Here is a 16,959-nt window from a genome sequence, read left to right as displayed (position 1 = left end):
CGCTCCCTAGATCTTCAGATGTTGCAAGACACGGCTGCGGCTGTCCGGACCATTGGCGCTTTCGTCTTCGATCGCTCCAAGTTTGAGAATGGCCCAGCGATCCGCTACCGAAAGGGCGAAATCCAGGTTCTGTTCGACCAGCAGGATGGTCGTGCCGCGTTTCTCACGGTCGTCCCTCAACGCCTTGGCAATGTTCTGGACGACGGAGGGCTGCAGGCCTTCGGAGATTTCGTCGATTAGCAGCAGCGTTGGCCGCAGCATCAGCGCCCGTGCCAGGATCAGCATTTTCTGCTCACCGCCCGATAGCGTGCCGGCATTCTGGGTCAACCGGTCCTTTAGGAACGGGAAATAGCCGTAGACCCTCTCCAGGGCGGATGCCAGGTCCCGGTCGCCCTTTAGCGCCAGGCGCAGATTGTCGCGGATGGAAAGATCCTGAAACAACGGCAATTCCTGGGGCGCATAGCCGATTCCGGAAGCGATCAGCTCCGCCGGTTTCCTGTCGGTGATAGGGGCGCCATCGACCTCGATCTTGCCTTTGCCGACCCGCAGGAAGCCGAGGATCGTCTTCAGCAGCGTCGTTTTGCCCATGCCGTTTTTGCCCATGAGGGTGAGGATCTCGCCGGGCCGGATGGCGAGCGACACCTCATTGACGACATCGACCGCGCCATATCCGCTCGACACAGTGCTGAGCTCGAGTTTGAACGCGTCAGCCATGTGCGCCTCCTGCGTAGATGGTGCGAACCGTTTCGGAATTGACCACGTCATTCACCGTGCCGTCGAGAACCAGTTTGCCCTGATGGAGAACCACGATGCGGCTCGATATCTCACGCACGAAATCCAGATCGTGTTCGACCAGGATGGCGGCGAAACCCATCTCGTCCGTCAGTTTCTTGAGGATGGTGCCGATGGTCATGCGTTCGGTCTTGGTAAGACCCGCCGTTGGCTCGTCGAGAAGAATGATGCGAGGTTCCAGAGCGACGACCATCGCCAGTTCCAGAGCCTGCCTTTGACCGTGCGACAGCAGCGAGACCGGTTTGTCCAGCATGCCTGCCATGCCGGTGAGCGTCAGGATTTCGGCCGCAGCGGCCGGCAGCATGATCTCGGCGGACGATCGCATCGGGTTGGGCGTCTCGCGGCTGAGACGCGCCATCTTCAGGCATTCGCCGATGGTCATGCTGTCGAAGATGCTGGCGACCTGGAATTTCCGGCCGACGCCGAGTGCGACGATCCGTTCGGGTGCACGACCGGCGATATTGGTGCCGATGATATCCACTTGACCTTCGATCTGCTCGGTACCGTCCGAAAGACAACGCATCAGCGTGGTCTTGCCGGCGCCGTTCGGGCCGACCAGGCTGACGAGTTCTCCGGCGCCGATTTCCAGGTCGATGCCCTTCAGCACGGCCAAGCTGCCATAGGACTTGCCGAGACCGCGGATCGACAGAAGGCTTTTGCCTGCCACCGCACCATTCCTGGCGACGATGCGCGTCGGCAAGGACTTCAGGGCGCTGTTGGAGCTTGCGGACTTGAGGAAACGCGTCACCAGGGAGGCGAGGCCGCCCGGCAGAAGGATGATCATGATGACGAACAGCGCACCGACGATCAGCTGCCAGAGGAAGGGCAGATCGCCCGAAAGACTAGCGCTCAGATAGTCGATACCGATTGCGCCGAACAACGGCCCGATGATCGTTCCCCGGCCACCGAGCGCCGTCCAGACGACGAGTTCGGTTCCGAAGACGAAACCGGTATTCTCTGGTGCGACGACACCGGATGCATTGGCATAAAGGAAGCCCGCAAGGCCGCATACGCCGGCAAGAACGCCCGTCAGGACGATCTTCAACCGGGCCGGATTCATGCCCAGATAGGCGACTCGGGCTTCATTGTCGCGGATTGCCACAAGCAGACGGCCGGCATCCGACCGGACAAAGACGATCGCAACAATCGCCAATGCCAGTAGACAGGCGCCCGACAGGCGGAAGTAGCCGGGAAGCCCGAGCGGCAGAGTGTCGTAACCGACAAGGCCGCTCGATGAACCGGTCCAGGTGCCGCCCGAAAAGACGAGCTGTGTGACGACGATCGGCACAACGAGCGAGATCACGGTGGCGTAAAGCGGTGTCGATCCGTGATAGAACGACAGCCAGCCGACGGCGAGGCCAAGCACGAGCGGAACGAGCACGGCGGCCACAAGGGCGACGACGAAAAGCGCCGGGCTTGCGCCGATATGGGTGAGAACCATGGCGGTGGCATAGGCGCCGACGCCAAAGAATGCCGCCTGCCCGAAGGTGAGAACACCCGTATAGCCCCAGAGCAAGTCGACAGTGATCGCCAGCATGGCGTAGATCATCGAACGCGTCAGGACGTTGAGGCTGAAGCGGCCGAGAAACGTCGGTCCCAAGACGATCAGCAGGAGGGCTGCAAGCGCCAGCGCCAGTAGAAGGACAAGCCGGAGTTTTTGTCTGTCACGCACGGGCAAATCCTTTCGGACGTATGCGCAGTGTGATTGCGCAGAGGACGGCCACGGTGATGCCGCCGAGGATTGGGCTGAAATAGGTGCTGACGAGCACCTGGGCGGCCCCGAAGATGAGGCAGGCGCCGGCAAGCGCGGCGAACGAAGAGCCCGCGACCATCACCAGCATGAAGGCGCCCGTCAGCCAGGCGACGCCCATATTGGGATCGACGCTGGTCAGCGGCGCCAGCAGTACGCCTGCCAGGGCGGCAAGGCCGGTGCCGATCATGAAGGTCGCGAGCCGCACCTTTTCGGTGTCGATACCGAGTCCGCGCGCCAGTGTTTCATTCATGATGACTGCCCGGGCGGAAAGGCCAAGCCTTGTCCCATCGAGCAGCAAGGTGAAACCGAGGCCCAGACCGATAGCCGCGGCAATGGCGAAAAGGCGGTAGGCCGAGTAGCCGGTGCCAAAGAGATCGAAGGTGCCGGGCAGCAGCGCCGGCGTGAACTGCACGTCGCGGCCGAACCAGAGCGTGATCAACTGGCCGATGACGATGCCAAGGCCCCAGGTTGCGAGAATGGCGTCGAGCGGCCGGCGATAGAGAGGCCGCACGATGAAGCGTTCGGCGATACCGCCGAGGATCGCTCCGACTAGAAACGCGAAGGGAATGGCAAGCCACGGATTGAGGCCGAACCCGCTGACGACGACAGCGCAGTAAGCCCCGATGGTCAGCCACGCGCCGTGCGCGAAATTGATGATCTTCAGCACGCCGAAGATCGCAAGCAGCCCGGCGGCAACGATGAAGAGAATGGCCGCGGTGCTGACGATATCGAGAAAGAGGGTCATTTCTAGAACTCCGATGCTGGAGGCGGGGCACCCTGCCCCGCCTCGCTGGTTTCAGAGATTCGGGCACTGATCGCCAGGATCGACATCTTTGAAGCTATCGACGACTGCAACGCTGCCGTCGTCCTTTACCTGGCCAAGATACATCGTCAGCGGCGCGTGGTGCTGCTTGTTCATGGAGATCTTGCCGCGCGGACCGGTGAAGGAGACGTCGGGAAGGGCTTTGAGCACATCAGCCGTATCGGTGCTGCCGGCCTTCTCGACGGCCGCTTTATAGAGGTAGATCGCCTCATATTGCGGCACCGAAAGATCGTTCGGCGTGCGCAGTTCCTTGCCGAACTTCTTTTCCATGGCCGAGAGAAATGCCTTGTTCTCGGGGCTGTCGATGCCGGTGACGTAGGAAGCGGAGAGGAAGATGTCCTTGGCATCCGCGCCCATGCTCTTGGCGGTGCCTTCGTCGACCGCCAGATTGCCGTAAGGCAGGGTGACGCCGGACGAACGCAGCTGCTTGGTCAAGGTCACGTTCGGTGCGCCGCCGGCCGTCGAGGTGATGATGGCGTCGGCGCCGGAGGAGCGGACCTTGGAGATGATGGCCGTCCAGTCGCTGCCGTCCATCGGCAGATATTCCTCGCCAACGACCTCTCCGCCGGCTTTTTCAATATAGGCTTTGGCGAAGGTCAGCATACCGCGCCCGAAAGAATAGTCCGAACCGATCAAGAAGAACTTCTTGGCGCCCTGTTTGCCGATGAAATTGTCGACGACAGGCGGCACCTGCTGTTCAGGCACCCAGGCATTGACGAAAAGCTTGGCGTTGCAGGATTTGCCTTCGTAGAAAGACGTGTAGATATACGGCACGTCACCCTTGGAAATGATCGGCAGTCCGGCATTGCGTGCAGCACTCGTTTCCATGGAGATGACGGCGTTCACCTCCTTCTGGAAAACCAGGGAATCGAAGGCCTTTTGCGCGCCGGCGGCCCCGGATGCATCGTCGGCGATCTCAAGCGCCAGTGGCCGCCCGAGCACGCCGCCTTTGGCATTGATTTCTTCGACGGCGAGTTCGGCAGCCTGGACGACCGACGGGGCGACCACGCTGTTTGCGCCTGACAGCCCCACCGGCACGCCGATCTTGATTGGATCCTCGGCAAAAGCTGCGGTGGCGAATGCCGCTGATGCCAGTGTCAGGATGATGGTTTTCATTTGCATTTTGTTCCCCTTTCTTGAGTTGGGTCGAGATTACCCGTAGACATCGGCTCGGCGGTCGCTGAGCAGATGATTGAAGCTGTTGAGCGTGCGGGTCTCCGTGACGCTCGACAGATCGATTTTTGCAATCAGGATTTCCTCGCGATCGGCACTGGCCGGACCGGAGATGGGCCAGCCTTGCGGGCCGACGATAAAGCTGCGGCCGATGAAGGATTGGCCGCGCTCGACGCCGATCCGGTCGGCGCAGGCGATGTAAAGGCCATTGGTGTGAGCGGCTGCCTTGTGCAGGATGTTGGCCATCGGCTCCGCAACGCTTTCCGCACCGGGCATCGGCACCCAGTTGGTGGGCACACAGACCAGTTCCGCGCCGGCCAGCGCCAACTCGCGGAATGTTTCCGGAAACCATCCGTCGTAACAGATGGCGATGCCGATACGGCCGAAGGGCAGGTCAAATACCGGCAGCCCGATATCACCCTTTTTAAAAAGACGGTTTTCGTTGTTCCAGAGATGGAGCTTGCGGTATTTGCCGATATATCCCTCCGGACCGCAGAGAAGAGCGCTGTTATAAAACCGCTCGCCATCCTGCTCGGCAACGCCGCTGACGATGTAAAGGCCAAGTTCCCCGGCAAGGCGGCAGAGCGTCTCGGCAGTCGGGCCGCCGGGTACCGGACCGGCCAATGCGGCAACCTCGTCGCCGTCACGGAAGCTGTAGCCGCTGTCGGCCAGTTCCGGCAGAACGACGATCTCTGCGCCCTTGGCCTTTGCTGCCCTCGCCAGCCGCTCGATGGCGGCGAGGTTATGGGCACGATCGCCGACGATGGGTTCGAACTGGACGGTTGCGACGGTTGCCATCCGTGCGGTCGAGGTCTTGATGCTCAATCTCGTCTCCAAACGCAAAAAACCTCTGGCACGGAATTCAATCCGTGAACCAGAGGCTACATAGCCATGATGTTAATACGGCAGCCCTGCCGCTGAGCAAACCTGCTCGTTATCTTTAGGCTGGCACGAAAGAATACGACCGTCAAGCCGCTCTATTCAATATTTTCAAGACGTGCGCGACCACAACTCAAGGCTTAAATTTGCGTTTTTGCGCCGATCGACAGTCCAAGGCTTTTCATCGTGTCTTGCGCGGCAATGATCGATTCGGCGATCGTCGCCATCGGAACGCGCCTTGACGTCGCCTGATCGCGCAAGAGCTTATAGGCCGCCTCTTCATCGAGGCCATTCATGACCCGCAGCGCCGAAACGGCCTTTTCGACCAGCCGCCGGCTTTTCAACGTTTCCTCGAGTTTTTGCACCTTGCCGGCGAGCCGTTTTTCGTAGCTTTGCCGATAGCGTGCAAGCGCAAATTGCGTCAGAATGCCGAGCGGCCGCAGCGGTTTGCTGATAACGCCGTGGGCGTTGAGATCGATGATCGCCTGGAGTGCCGTCGGGCTCTCATATGTCAGGATGGCGATGACCGCCGTCTGTTGGAGATCGATGATCTCGAGCGCATGCTCGAGTTGGACATCCTCGACATGCAGGAAGACGGTGTCTATGTCGGGCGGCAAGGCAGGCGGGAGCGGCCAGGTCGCGCGAACCTCGCAGCCGAGGCGTTTGAGGTGGGCGATCAGCAAATTGCCGTCCTCGTCGCGCGGATGGACAACCAGAACGCGTGCGCGCCGCAGATCCTGAACGATCCGGCTTGGTCCCGCCATCTCAGGCCCCCAACCAAACATCTTCGAACCGCGAAGCGGTCAGGTACGGGTCCGGCCTGATCGGGCCGGGCGCCTGCCAGGCAATATCGAAAAGCCCGTCGGCCCGCGCCACGCCGATGCGGGGATGCAGCCAGAGATGCCGGGTATCGGCGTCAAAATTGATCCGCCCTTCCGGAGCAGAAAAATCCTCCAGGAGAATTTCCTCGGAAATGCGATGGGTCTCGAGCGAGCCGGCCCGGGCGAGTGCGCGGGCGAAAAGGTGAACCTGCGCATAGGCCGGCTGCGACCATACGCTGGTGGTGAAGTCCTGGCCGAAGCGGGCTTTAAACGCCGCCACGAAGCGCTCATTCGCCTCGTTTTCGACCGTCTGGAAATAGGTCGCCGAAAGAATATGGCCGGTGCAAGCGTCGGCTCCGATCTCGCGAATCTCGCTCTCGGCCATGGTCAGGCTGGCAATCGGAACCCGTTTGCGATCGATCCCCGCGTCGGCATACATGCGGTAAAAGCGCTGTGCCGGCCGGCCGACGATCGTCGAGAAAATGGCATCGGGCTCAAGACGGACGATATCGGAAATAACCGACCGCAAGGTTTGTTCGTCGGCATGAAGAGGAAGATATCGCTCGCTGACGACTTCACCGCCTTTTGCCTCGAGCACATCCCGCATCACCCGATTGGATTCGCGCGGATAGATGTAATCCGCGCCGACGAAGAGGATGCGGCGTCCATGGTGGCGCAGCAGATATTCTGCCAGCGCGAAAGTGTTCTGGTTGAGGGTGGCGCCGGTATAGACCACATTCTCCGAATATTCGAAGCCTTCATACATCGACGGATAAAACAGCAGTCCGTTGTGCCGCTCAACAATCGGCAGCACCGCCTTTCGGCTGGCCGACATCGACGCGCCGAAGATGATGTTGACGTCGTCGTCTGCGAGCAGCCGCCGCGCCAGGTTGCGATAAGCGGCCTGGTCCCCGCCCGGATCATAGGCGATCGGAACGATAGGCTTGCCAAGCACGCCGCCTGCTGCATTGACTTCCTCGATCGCAAGCGCGGTGCCAAGAAAGTGCTCGGTTTCCGTGATTTCGCTAATTCCGCTTCTGGAAAACAGCACTCCCACCCGCCATTCGGAGCTTGTCATCTTTGCCTTTTCCGAAATGTTGGAGGTTCGAACGCGGTGAATGCCTCAGTTCCGCGCTTTCGACTCCCATACCCTTAGTGCTTTTCCATGGGATCCTGCAAGCGGGTGCGATGCAGGTCGTTGCCGCAGACGGAGACGGGAACTACCGGCCATGAACCGTTGCGGGCATCACATTGCCGGGGATCGGACATGTATAGGCTTTGCCGCCGGTCCTTTCCCGCCACTCGGCTTTCGCGGCTGCCAGGAGGTCCGATGACGTCATCAATGCGAGCCCCGTCGTCGCAAGCGTCTTGGCCGCATGCGCCATGGCTTTGTGCGCGGCCGGGCTTTTTCCCTGTGCGACGACCTGCCATGTATGGGGATTGGTGCCGATCGCCCAGGCTGGCGCCCAGCATTGCGCGGTCGGCGTCACCCAGCTGACGTCGCCGACATCGGTCGATCCGGCCCGGAAATGCGATTGTCCCTCGAAATCGCGCAGACCGGTGTGCAAGGGCGTCGAGCCATCGACCTTGGCATTGGAGAACACATCGCCCCTGATCTGATAGAGGCGGATGCTGCTCTTGATCGCTTCCTCAGTGAAGGTGTCCTGGATTTTCCGGGCGAAGGCGATGTCGGCCTCGTCGAAGGCTATCGGCCCGAGCGTGACCATGTTCTCGTGCATTGCCGTTTCAAGCGTGATGTTGGGAAGAAGGTTCGTCGAGGCGGTGTCGAACACGCTCTCGACTTCGGTTTCGGTCATCATCGCAGCACCTCGTGCAACTTTCTCGACGCGCCCGGCAAGCGCAAGCGCCTGCGGCATGTCAGGCGCCCTGATCAGATAGAGAACCTCGGCGCTGGCCTGCACGACATTGGCGGCCCTGCCGCCGGTGTCGGTAATCGCGTAGTGAACGCGACAATCCTGCGGCATGTGTTCACGCAGGAAATTGACGCCGACATTCATGAGTTCGACCGCATCGAGCGCCGAACGGCCGAGATGGGCGCTGTTGGCCGCATGTGCCGCGACACCCATCGCGCGATCGATGCGCTTCTGGATCTGAAGCAGGAGCATGGACTTTTGGCGGGCGACATTGCCAGGATCGAGGCGAAAGTCGGCATATCCGCCGTCCGCAACCTCGCTTATCCCGAGCCCACCGATGAGATGCAGGCCCGCTTCTCGATGCAATACTGCCTGGCGACAGCTTTCCTCAATGGGGCTCTCAGCCTTTCGGACTTTACGCGGCAGGGGATCGGACGGCCGGAAATCCGGGAATTCATGCCGCGCATCGGCATGGAGTCCTATTCGGCCGAAGAGGAAAAAGGCGTGGAGCGGCTCCCGCATGTCGTCACGGTCACGTTGCGCGACGGGCGCATATATTGGAAATCACGTTTGCACGCCAAGGGGTCGCTCGAAGCGCCGATGAGTGATCACGAACGTGAAGTTAAGTTCATGGACTGCTTGCGCTGGGGAAATCGGAATGGGTACGACGCTGTTTTTTTCCTGCAACTTCGCAAGCTTGCCGATTTTGAAAACCTGTCCGGCGACGATCCCTTCTGGAGCCTGATTGCAGGCCATCAGTCGCTCTGACAAGCCACGACACGGATAGAAGGCGGGGAACCCGCCCCGCCCACTGCATCGTTCAGGCCACGCCCCTCTCAAGCAAGGTATTTCGTAAACCAGTCGACGGTTCGCTGCCAGGCGAGCTTGGCGGCCGCTTCGTCGTAGCGCGGCGTGGAATCATTGTGGAAGCCGTGGTTGACGTCGGGATAGACATAGGCCTCGTAGGTTTTCTGAGAGGATTTCAGCGCCGCTTCATAGGCCGGCCAGCCTTCGTTGATGCCCTTGTCCAGCCCGGCATAATGCAGAAGCAGGGGCGCCTTGATCTTCGGCACATCTTCGGCGCGCGGCTGCCTGCCGTAGAACGGCACGGCGGCGGCAAGTTCCGGATAGGCGACTGCCGCGGCATTGGCGACGCCGCCGCCATAGCAGAAGCCGGTGATGCCGACCTTGCCGGTGGTGAGGTCGCTCTTCATCAGAAACTCGACGGCCGCGAAGAAGTCGTTCATCAGCTTTTCCGGATCGACCTTCTGCTGCAGTTCCCGTCCCTTTTCGTCATTGCCGGGATAACCCCCGACCGAAGTGAGGCCATCCGGCGCTAGCGCGATGAAGCCGGCCTTCGCCACACGCCGTGCCACATCCTCGATATAGGGGTTCAGGCCTCTGTTCTCGTGCACGACCACCACGGCCGCGACTTTGCCGGTGGCGTTCTTAGGACGGACGAGATAGCCGCGGACGTCGCCATTTCCTTTCGGCGAGGGATAGGTGATGTATTCGGCCACGATGTCCGGATCGGTGAACTCGACCTGGGTTGCCAGCGCGTAATCAGGGCTCAGCGACGAGAGGATGGCGGCTGCCGTCAGCCCGCCGACGGCGAATTTGCCGGCCCGGTCGAGAAACTCGCGCTTGGTGATTTTCCCGTGCGCGTAGTAATCGTAGAGTTCGAGAATTTCCTGCGGGAAGTCCTTGGCTGTCATGCGGGTCATGATGGCTCCTCCTTGGCTTTGGGTTTCGCACCATCCTACACACGCAAAATCGTGACTCTTTTCAACATTTCGCGAGTTTGGCGTGAGCTTGCCGCAGCGATCGCCACTTGCGGCGGCAGAGGCTGATTTCGCCGCCGCCGCCTCAAGCGGTGCGCGCTTTTCCATTTGCAATCCGCGCCCTGCCTGTCGCAGCCGGCAATCGGCAGCCGCCTACCGATCTATGAAAATAAATTTCATACTCGTGCTGTGAGGCCCGTTTTCTATTGACGCCTCTCGTTTTTTGTCCCAACTTAAAGAAAATAAATTACCTAAACTGGGAACTTGATCGGCATGAAAGTGGGAATCATCGGGCTCGGATTCCGGCTCGGCTATCTCGGCTACGTCTTCAAAGCGATCGATAGCAGCTTCGACATTGTCGGCTATGTGGATCCGGATCCCGCCGGGCTTCCCGGATTGACGGAAAAGGGAATTTCGGTCGGCAAGGCATATGGCTCGCCGCAGGAACTGCTCGCCTCCGAAAAGCTCGATCTGCTGATGATCGGCTCCCCCAATCACCTGCACCTCGATCATATCAGGCTCGGGCTGCAAGCCGGCCTCAAGGTCTTCTGCGAAAAGCCGATCGTCACATCAATCGCCGAGAGCATCGAGCTTGCCCATCTGATGGCGAAGTTCGGTCACGAGCGGCTGATGGTTGGTCTGGTGCTGCGTTATTCGCCCCTCTACAAGGATCTGCGCGCCATCCAGGCCGAGGGCAAACTCGGCCAGATCGTCTCGATCGAGGCTTCCGAACATATCGAGCCCTATCACGGCGCCTTCTTCATGCGCGATTGGCGCCGCTACGAGCGCTATTCCGGCAGCTTCATGCTGGAGAAATGCTGCCACGACCTCGACCTTTATAATGGCGTCGTCGGCGCAAGGCCGGAGCGGGTCGCCAGTTTCGGCGGCCGCAAGAGCTTCATTCCGGCCAACGATCCGGCCCGCGAGGGTATCAACGATCTCGAGCTTTTCCACCGCAAGCCGAGCGGCTGGATGGGCTCCGACAAGGTCTTCGACAGCGATGCCGACATCATCGATTACCAAGTGGCGATCGTCGAATATGAAAACGGCGTCGGCATGAACTTCCACACCAATCTGAATGTGCCCGATCAATTCCGCCGCTTCGCCATCATGGGCTCGCGCGGCATGGCCGAAGGCGATTTCGTGCGCGGCTATCTCGATGTGCATGAGCAGCTGACCGGCAACAAGGTGGTTGAAAACAAATATGCCGCCACTGAGCTCTCCCAGCATTACGGCGCCGATGAGCAGATGGCGAGCGACCTTTTGGAAAGCGTGCGCACCGGGCTCGAACTGCCCGTGTCCACGCTGAATGCGCTCGAAGCCGGCATCCTGGCGCTGGCGATGGACGAAGCGAGGATGAAGAAAACCGTCGTCGACCTGCGTCCCATCTGGGACCGCTTCGACGAGGCCCTTCACGCAAGAGCGGCTTGAGGACGACGGCAAGATGAGTGTCCAAAGAAGCGCCTTCATCTTCGCCTGGATCCTCCTCCTTCCGGCCGTTCTCTATGTTCTCGCCATCGTCGCCTATCCCCTCGTCGATACCTTCATTCTCTCCTTCACCGATGCGTCGCTGAAGAAGACCACCAACTGGGTCGGCTGGGTCAATTACGAGAAGATCTTCAACGCCACCTTTGCCGAGGTCATCTTCCGCACCTTCGTCTGGACCTTCTTCTCGGTCGCGCTGAAAATGGTGATCGGCACCTTCGGCGCGACGATGCTGAATGCCGCCGTACCCGGCCGCTCGCTGTTCCGGCTATTGACCATGCCGCCCTGGATCGTGCCGATGGCGATCGGCATCTTCATGTGGGGCTGGATGTATAATGGCCAGTTCGGGATGATATCGGGCGTTTTGCAGCGCTTCGGTCTGGTCGACGGTCCGGTCGCCTTCCTCGCCTATGGCAGCACCGCCTTCTGGGCGACGATCGTCACCGACGTGTGGATCGGCGTACCGCTGGTGACGATCTACTTCCTGGCGGCGATCCAGTCGATTCCGAAGGATCTCTACGAGGCCGCCTGGACCGACGGCGCCGGCCGCTGGTACCGCTTCCGCCGCATCACTCTGCCGCTGATGGTGCCCGCCATCATCACCATGTCGATGCTGTCGCTGATCGCCACTTTCAACTCTTTCGACATTATCTGGATCCTGACGCAGGGCGGGCCGAGCGGCGAGACGACGACGATGATCATCGACACCTATCAGACCGCCATCGGCTCGAAAAAATACGGCGAAGGGGCAGCGCGCGCCGTGCTGATCTGCATCTTCCTGTCGCTCTTCTGCTTTGCCTATTTCCGCGTCACCCGCCGCCTCAACCCGGAGAAGCGCGCATGAGCAGTGCTGCCATGATCGACCGTTACCGCTGGTGGGAAATCATCCTGATCTATTGCGGCATCGCCTTGTTTCTGTTCTTCGTGCTGGCGCCCTTCTTCGAAGGTTTCATGGTGTCGCTGAAGCCGCTCAGCCAGCTCTTCTCCTCGCCCTACCGCTTCTGGCCGGAGAACGGTTCCTTCGAAGCCTATCGGACGATGTGGGTCAGCGTGCCGGGTTTCGGGCGCTATATCTTCAACTCGTTCTTCATCTCGATCATCGTCACGCTGATCGTGCTCTGCCTCGTCATTCCGGCGGCCTACGCCTTCGCGAAGTTCGAGTTCAAGGGCATGGGCATCCTGCTCGGCGCCTTCCTGACGGTGAACATGTTCTCCGGCGCCGTGCTCTTGATCCCGCTCTTCCGGCTGATGCGCAGCATTGGCGTGCTCAACACCTATCTCGCCATGATCGTGCCTGGCGTGGCCTTCCTGATCCCCTCGGCGATCTGGCTGCTGCGTACCTACATGATCCGTATCCCGCAGGAGCTCAACGAAGCCGCCTATATGGATGGCGCCAGCCACTTCTACACGCTGCGCCGCGTCATCCTGCCGATTGCGATGCCGGGGATCATCGTCGTCGCCATCACCACCTTCATCGGCGCTTACGCCCAGCAATTCATCTTCGCGCTGACCTTCAACTCGAAGACCGAATACATGCCCCTTCCGGTGGGTCTCTTTGCTTATTTCGGCAAGCAGGAGGTCATCTGGAACGAACTGATGGCGGCTTCCTTCGTCGGCATCGCGCCGGCGATGGTCGTCATCTTCTTCCTTCAGCGCTACCTTGTCGGCGGGCTGACCGCCGGTGCGGTGAAACAATAAGACCAAAAAACGAGTGAACAGCTAACACAAGAACGGGAGTCACGACGTGAGCATAACAATCAAGACAGGCCTTATGGCGCTCGCTTTGCTCGGTTCGACGGCATTGACTGCGGTCACTGCCCATGCGGCCGACAAGGAAATCAGCTGGATCTATTGCGGCGACACGATCGACCCGGTCCATACCAAATACATCAAGCAGTGGGAAGAAAAGAACGCAGGCTGGAAGATCACGCCTGAGGTGGTCGGCTGGGCGCAGTGCCAGGACAAGGCAACGACGCTCGCTGCCGCCGGCACGCCGGTGGCGATGGCCTATGTCGGCTCGCGCACGTTGAAGGAATTCGCGCAGAACGACCTTATCGTTCCGGTGCCGATGACCGATGATGAGAAGAAGACCTATTACCCCCACATCGTCGATACGGTGACCTTCGAGGGCAACCAGTGGGGCGTTCCGATCGCCTTCTCCACCAAGGCGCTCTACTGGAACAAGGATCTCTTCAAGCAGGCCGGCCTTGACCCCGAGAAGCCGCCGAAGACCTGGGCCGAAGAAATCGAAATGGCCAAAACCATCAAGGAAAAGACTGGCATTCCGGGCTTCGGTCTTTCCGCCAAGACCTTCGACAACACGATGCACCAGTTCATGCATTGGGTTTACACCAATAACGGCGCGGTGACCGATGCCGACGGCAAGGTCACGCTCGACAGCCCGCAGATTCTCGCCGCGCTGAAGGCCTACAAGGATATCGTCCCCTACTCCGAAGAAGGCCCGACGGCCTATGAGCAGAACGAAGTCCGCGCCATCTTCCTCGATGGCAAGGTGGCGATGATCCAGGCTGGTTCGGGTGCCGCCGACCGCCTGAAGAAGACGCAGATCAGCTGGGGCATCACGACGCTGCCGCTCGGCCCCGATGCCAAGGGCCCCGGCACGCTGCTGATCACCGACAGCCTGGCGATCTTCAAGGGCTCCGGTGTCGAGGACAAGGCGACCGAGTTCGCCAAGTTCATCACCTCGCCCGACGTCCAGTCGGAATACGAGCTGCAGGGCGGCGCCGGCCTCACCCCGCTGCGTCCTTCGGCAAAGGTCGACGAGTTCGTCGCCAAGGATCCCTATTGGAAGCCGCTCATCGAGGGCATCAGCTATGGTGGTCCCGAGCCGCTGTTCACCGACTATAAGGGCTTCCAGAACTCGATGATCGAGATGATCCAGTCGGTCGTCACCGGCAAGGCCGAGCCGGAAGCAGCGCTGAAGAAGGCTGCCGGTGAAATCGAAGCCTTCAAATAAGCCCTCCTGAGGCTCCCTGGGGTCGCGGCACGAGCCGCGGCCCCTCCCCTCTATTGAATGTGCGACGAAGACCGCCGGCGGAGACAGATTTTTGGGACAGCTCCTTCTCAACAAAGTTCAGAAATTCTACGGCGACTACGAAGTTCTGAAGGGCGTGCAGCTCGAGGTGAAGAACGGCGAGTTCGTCGTCTTCGTCGGGCCGTCGGGCTGCGGCAAATCCACGCTCTTGCGGATGATCGCCGGCCTCGATGCGACGACGGCTGGAGATATCGTCATCAACGGCATCAGGGTCAACGACCTGCCGCCGGTCAAGCGCGGCATCGCCATGGTGTTTCAGTCCTACGCGCTTTATCCGCACATGACGGTCTTCGAGAACATCGCCTTCCCGCTTCGGGTCGAGAGGATGGAAGAGGAAAAGCTCAAGGCCAAGGTGGAAAACGCGGCGCGCATCCTTCACCTCGAACAGCGGCTGCAACAGAAACCCGGCATGCTGTCCGGCGGCCAGCGCCAGCGCGTCGCGATCGGCCGCGCCATCGTGCGCGAACCGAAAATCTTCCTGTTCGACGAGCCGCTCTCCAACCTTGACGCAGCACTCCGCGCCGACATGCGCATCGAGCTTGCCAAGCTGCACCGGCAGCTGAAGGCGACGATGATCTATGTGACGCACGACCAGGTCGAGGCGATGACCATGGCCGACCGCATCGTCGTGCTCGATGCCGGAAATATCTCGCAGACCGGCGCGCCGCTGGAGCTTTATCACAAGCCCGCCAACCAGTTCGTCGCCGGCTTCATCGGCAACCCGAAAATGAATTTCCTGTCCGTCACCTGCAGGGGCGTCAGCGCCGCCGGCGTCGAAGTCGATTATCTCGGCCAGACCGCCGTCCTGCCGGTGACGGCGCGCGACGGCATGGCCGGCAAAACCCTGACGCTCGGCATCCGCCCGGAGCATATCCAGCTGAACGGCGGCGATATCGTCTTCACCGTGACCCCGACCGTCATCGAGCGCCTCGGCGCCAATACGGTCGCCTATGCCTCGCTCAACGGCGAGGCCGAGAATTTCTGCGCGATGCTGCCCGGCAGCGTCGGCATCCGCGCCGATGCCCCGGTTGCCACGGGCATCAATGCCGCCGACTGCCATCTCTTCGACGAGGCGGGTATTGCGTTTGAGCGGCGGGTGGAATTGACTGAAATCGATATGAACGTCATCAACCCGACGGCGGCTTGAAGCTGACGGTGTGTCGGCGGTTCGGCTTGCCAGTCGGCCAAGCGGGGGGACGTGACACTCGAAGCAATTGCTTGCCCCGTCGGCAGGAGGGCTGTTTTTCACTAACGAACTTATTGGCGGATCTCCCGCAGATAGCAGAATCTCGCGTGCACATTTGGGATGTCATCGGGGGATATGACTGCATTGCGCCTCCTTATCAGTCGCAATGGCAGACCTTGCCATTGCCGCAGAGCGGACTTCCGTTCGTTTTGACGTTAGAGCATCTGGACACGATTGCGGTCATCCAATCGACACGCCAACGCTGCCCCGGTCGTGCTCCGACTTTCGCAGACCGGCAATCACGACCAGCAGGCGAGGCATCACCTCAGAGCGTGTCGATCAGTCCTCCATCGACGCGCATGGAAGCCCCGGTCGTCGCGGATGCCAAAGGCGACGCCAGATAGGTTACGAGGTTGGCGATTTCCTCGACGCTTGCAGCTCGTTGGATGATCGAACTGCCACGATGCTTCTTGACGAAGTCCGCCGCTACCTCCTCGATCGGCTTGCCCGTCTTCGCACGCTCTTCGGCAAGCATCGCCTCGACGCCTTCGGACAGTGTTGGGCCGGGGAGGACCGAGTTCACGGTAACGCCGGTACCAGCCATGCGCTTGGCGAGCCCGCGGGCAACCGCGATATCGGCGGTCTTGCTGACGCCGTAGTGAATCATCTCCACCGGAATGTTAAAGCCGGATTCCGACGCGATGAAGATGACGCGACCCCAGTCGACGTTCTGCATGCCCGGAAGGTAGGCACGCGAAAGCCTGACGGCCGACATGACGTTTACCTGCCAGTGGCGATCCCACACCTCGTCGTTCGCCTCGAAGAAGTCGAGCGGTTGAAAAATACCCGCGTTGTTGATGAGGATGTCCACATGAGGAACCTTGGCGACGAGAGCGTCACACCCTTCAGCGGTTGCGACATCGGCTGCAACGGCGGCTACGGTGCCCCCGGCACCTTCGCCTTTCAGGCGTTTGGCGGCATTTGCGGTCTTTTCTTCTGACCGCCCGTTGATCACCACGTCCGCGCCAGCCCTTGCGAGCTGGCGGGCGATCGCGTAGCCGATACCTTCGGTCGATCCGGTAATAAGAGCGGTCTTGCCTACGAGGTCGATCTGCATCTGCTGCTCCTTGTGAGGTTGGATAGAGAACGTTTGAACTTGCGGTCGGTCTCGGTCATCGAGCCACCCGTCGCTGTTGCTGCAAAGCGGACATGACGCAGTGACAACGCGGCTCGCCGTTGCGCCAAAAGCCGCCATTCCGCCCCATGCGGGTGCTTAGATCACGAATTCCTCCTCGTATGTCTGGGGCTCGGGAACGACCGTAACCTCCACCGGAACG

Annotated in this window: 14 protein-coding genes and 2 pseudogenes; 6 read left to right on the top strand and 10 right to left on the bottom strand. The window is 60.5% G+C overall.

The genetic code is table 11. From position 1 onward, the window contains the following. Nucleotides 1–6: 6 nt before the first annotated feature. The 8 genes and pseudogenes from K6N12_RS00080 to K6N12_RS00045 all read right to left on the bottom strand — a co-directional run. Entirely contained in the window at nt 7–714 is a 708-nt protein-coding gene (locus K6N12_RS00080; RefSeq protein ID WP_183778234.1) for an ABC transporter ATP-binding protein, read from the bottom strand. Beyond that, nucleotides 707–2,464 carry a branched-chain amino acid ABC transporter ATP-binding protein/permease gene (locus K6N12_RS00075; protein WP_425517700.1) on the bottom strand — a complete coding sequence of 586 codons (1,758 nt, stop codon included), beginning with the start codon at nt 2,462–2,464 and terminating at the stop codon, nt 707–709. Before K6N12_RS00075 ends, K6N12_RS00080 begins: the two co-directional genes overlap by 8 nt. Then, on the bottom strand, nt 2,457–3,290 hold the full coding sequence (locus tag K6N12_RS00070; protein ID WP_131710811.1) for a branched-chain amino acid ABC transporter permease: 834 nt from the start codon (nt 3,288–3,290) through the stop codon (nt 2,457–2,459). The genes K6N12_RS00075 and K6N12_RS00070 overlap by 8 nt, the downstream gene beginning before the upstream one ends. 51 nt (nt 3,291–3,341) lie before the next feature. After that, nucleotides 3,342–4,490 (bottom strand): substrate-binding protein, encoded by a 1,149-nt coding sequence (locus K6N12_RS00065; RefSeq protein WP_131710810.1) that lies wholly within the window; start codon nt 4,488–4,490, stop codon nt 3,342–3,344. A 30-nt stretch (nt 4,491–4,520) separates the two neighbouring features. Next, the gene (locus tag K6N12_RS00060; RefSeq protein WP_097629047.1) at nt 4,521–5,366 is read right to left on the bottom strand and encodes a nitrilase family protein; all 846 of its coding nucleotides are present in this window, start codon (nt 5,364–5,366) and stop codon (nt 4,521–4,523) included. A 194-nt stretch (nt 5,367–5,560) separates the two neighbouring features. Then, the gene (locus K6N12_RS00055) at nt 5,561–6,184 is read right to left on the bottom strand and encodes an ANTAR domain-containing response regulator (RefSeq protein WP_097629048.1); all 624 of its coding nucleotides are present in this window, start codon (nt 6,182–6,184) and stop codon (nt 5,561–5,563) included. A gap of 1 nt (nt 6,185) precedes the next feature. Next, nucleotides 6,186–7,319, bottom strand: coding sequence for a transporter substrate-binding domain-containing protein (locus K6N12_RS00050; protein WP_097629049.1), 1,134 nt, complete (start codon nt 7,317–7,319; stop codon nt 6,186–6,188). Nucleotides 7,320–7,461: 142 nt separating this feature from the next. Continuing rightward, nucleotides 7,462–8,334, bottom strand: a pseudogene (locus K6N12_RS00045) (zinc-binding metallopeptidase family protein); the annotation flags it as partial. Here K6N12_RS00045 and K6N12_RS00040 point away from each other — a divergent pair. Continuing rightward, nucleotides 8,314–8,883, top strand: a pseudogene (locus K6N12_RS00040) (MmgE/PrpD family protein); the annotation flags it as partial. The pseudogenes K6N12_RS00045 and K6N12_RS00040 sit on opposite strands and share 21 nt — an antisense overlap. A gap of 68 nt (nt 8,884–8,951) precedes the next feature. Here the strand turns inward: K6N12_RS00040 and yghX are convergent. Beyond that, nucleotides 8,952–9,839 carry a YghX family hydrolase gene (yghX, locus tag K6N12_RS00035; protein WP_097629058.1) on the bottom strand — a complete coding sequence of 296 codons (888 nt, stop codon included), beginning with the start codon at nt 9,837–9,839 and terminating at the stop codon, nt 8,952–8,954. Nucleotides 9,840–10,169: 330 nt separating this feature from the next. Here yghX and K6N12_RS00030 point away from each other — a divergent pair, with 330 nt between their 5' ends. The 5 genes from K6N12_RS00030 (at nt 10,170) to K6N12_RS00010 (ending at nt 15,583) form a co-directional block, all read left to right on the top strand. Next, nucleotides 10,170–11,327: a Gfo/Idh/MocA family protein gene (locus K6N12_RS00030; RefSeq protein WP_116409423.1), complete on the top strand. Its 1,158-nt coding sequence runs from the start codon at nt 10,170–10,172 to the stop codon at nt 11,325–11,327. A gap of 13 nt (nt 11,328–11,340) precedes the next feature. Beyond that, entirely contained in the window at nt 11,341–12,225 is an 885-nt protein-coding gene (locus K6N12_RS00025; RefSeq protein WP_049735830.1) for a carbohydrate ABC transporter permease, read from the top strand. Beyond that, nucleotides 12,222–13,079 (top strand): carbohydrate ABC transporter permease, encoded by an 858-nt coding sequence (locus K6N12_RS00020; protein ID WP_222148538.1) that lies wholly within the window; start codon nt 12,222–12,224, stop codon nt 13,077–13,079. Before K6N12_RS00025 ends, K6N12_RS00020 begins: the two co-directional genes overlap by 4 nt. Before the next feature lie 73 nt (nt 13,080–13,152). After that, nucleotides 13,153–14,358: an ABC transporter substrate-binding protein gene (locus K6N12_RS00015; RefSeq protein ID WP_097629061.1), complete on the top strand. Its 1,206-nt coding sequence runs from the start codon at nt 13,153–13,155 to the stop codon at nt 14,356–14,358. A 91-nt stretch (nt 14,359–14,449) separates the two neighbouring features. After that, entirely contained in the window at nt 14,450–15,583 is a 1,134-nt protein-coding gene (locus tag K6N12_RS00010; protein WP_097629062.1) for an ABC transporter ATP-binding protein, read from the top strand. A 364-nt stretch (nt 15,584–15,947) separates the two neighbouring features. Here K6N12_RS00010 and K6N12_RS00005 read toward each other — a convergent pair whose 3' ends face one another. Beyond that, complete coding sequence (locus K6N12_RS00005) at nt 15,948–16,739, bottom strand: SDR family NAD(P)-dependent oxidoreductase (RefSeq protein ID WP_097629063.1); 792 nt, start codon at nt 16,737–16,739, stop codon at nt 15,948–15,950. Between the last annotated feature and the right edge of the window lie 220 nt (nt 16,740–16,959).

It is taken from the genome of Rhizobium redzepovicii (assembly GCF_019793435.1).
In the GTDB taxonomy this organism is placed as follows: domain Bacteria; phylum Pseudomonadota; class Alphaproteobacteria; order Rhizobiales; family Rhizobiaceae; genus Rhizobium; species Rhizobium redzepovicii.
The sequence above is the reverse complement of the archived record's forward strand: the minus strand, read 5'-3'. Positions and strand labels throughout refer to the sequence as shown.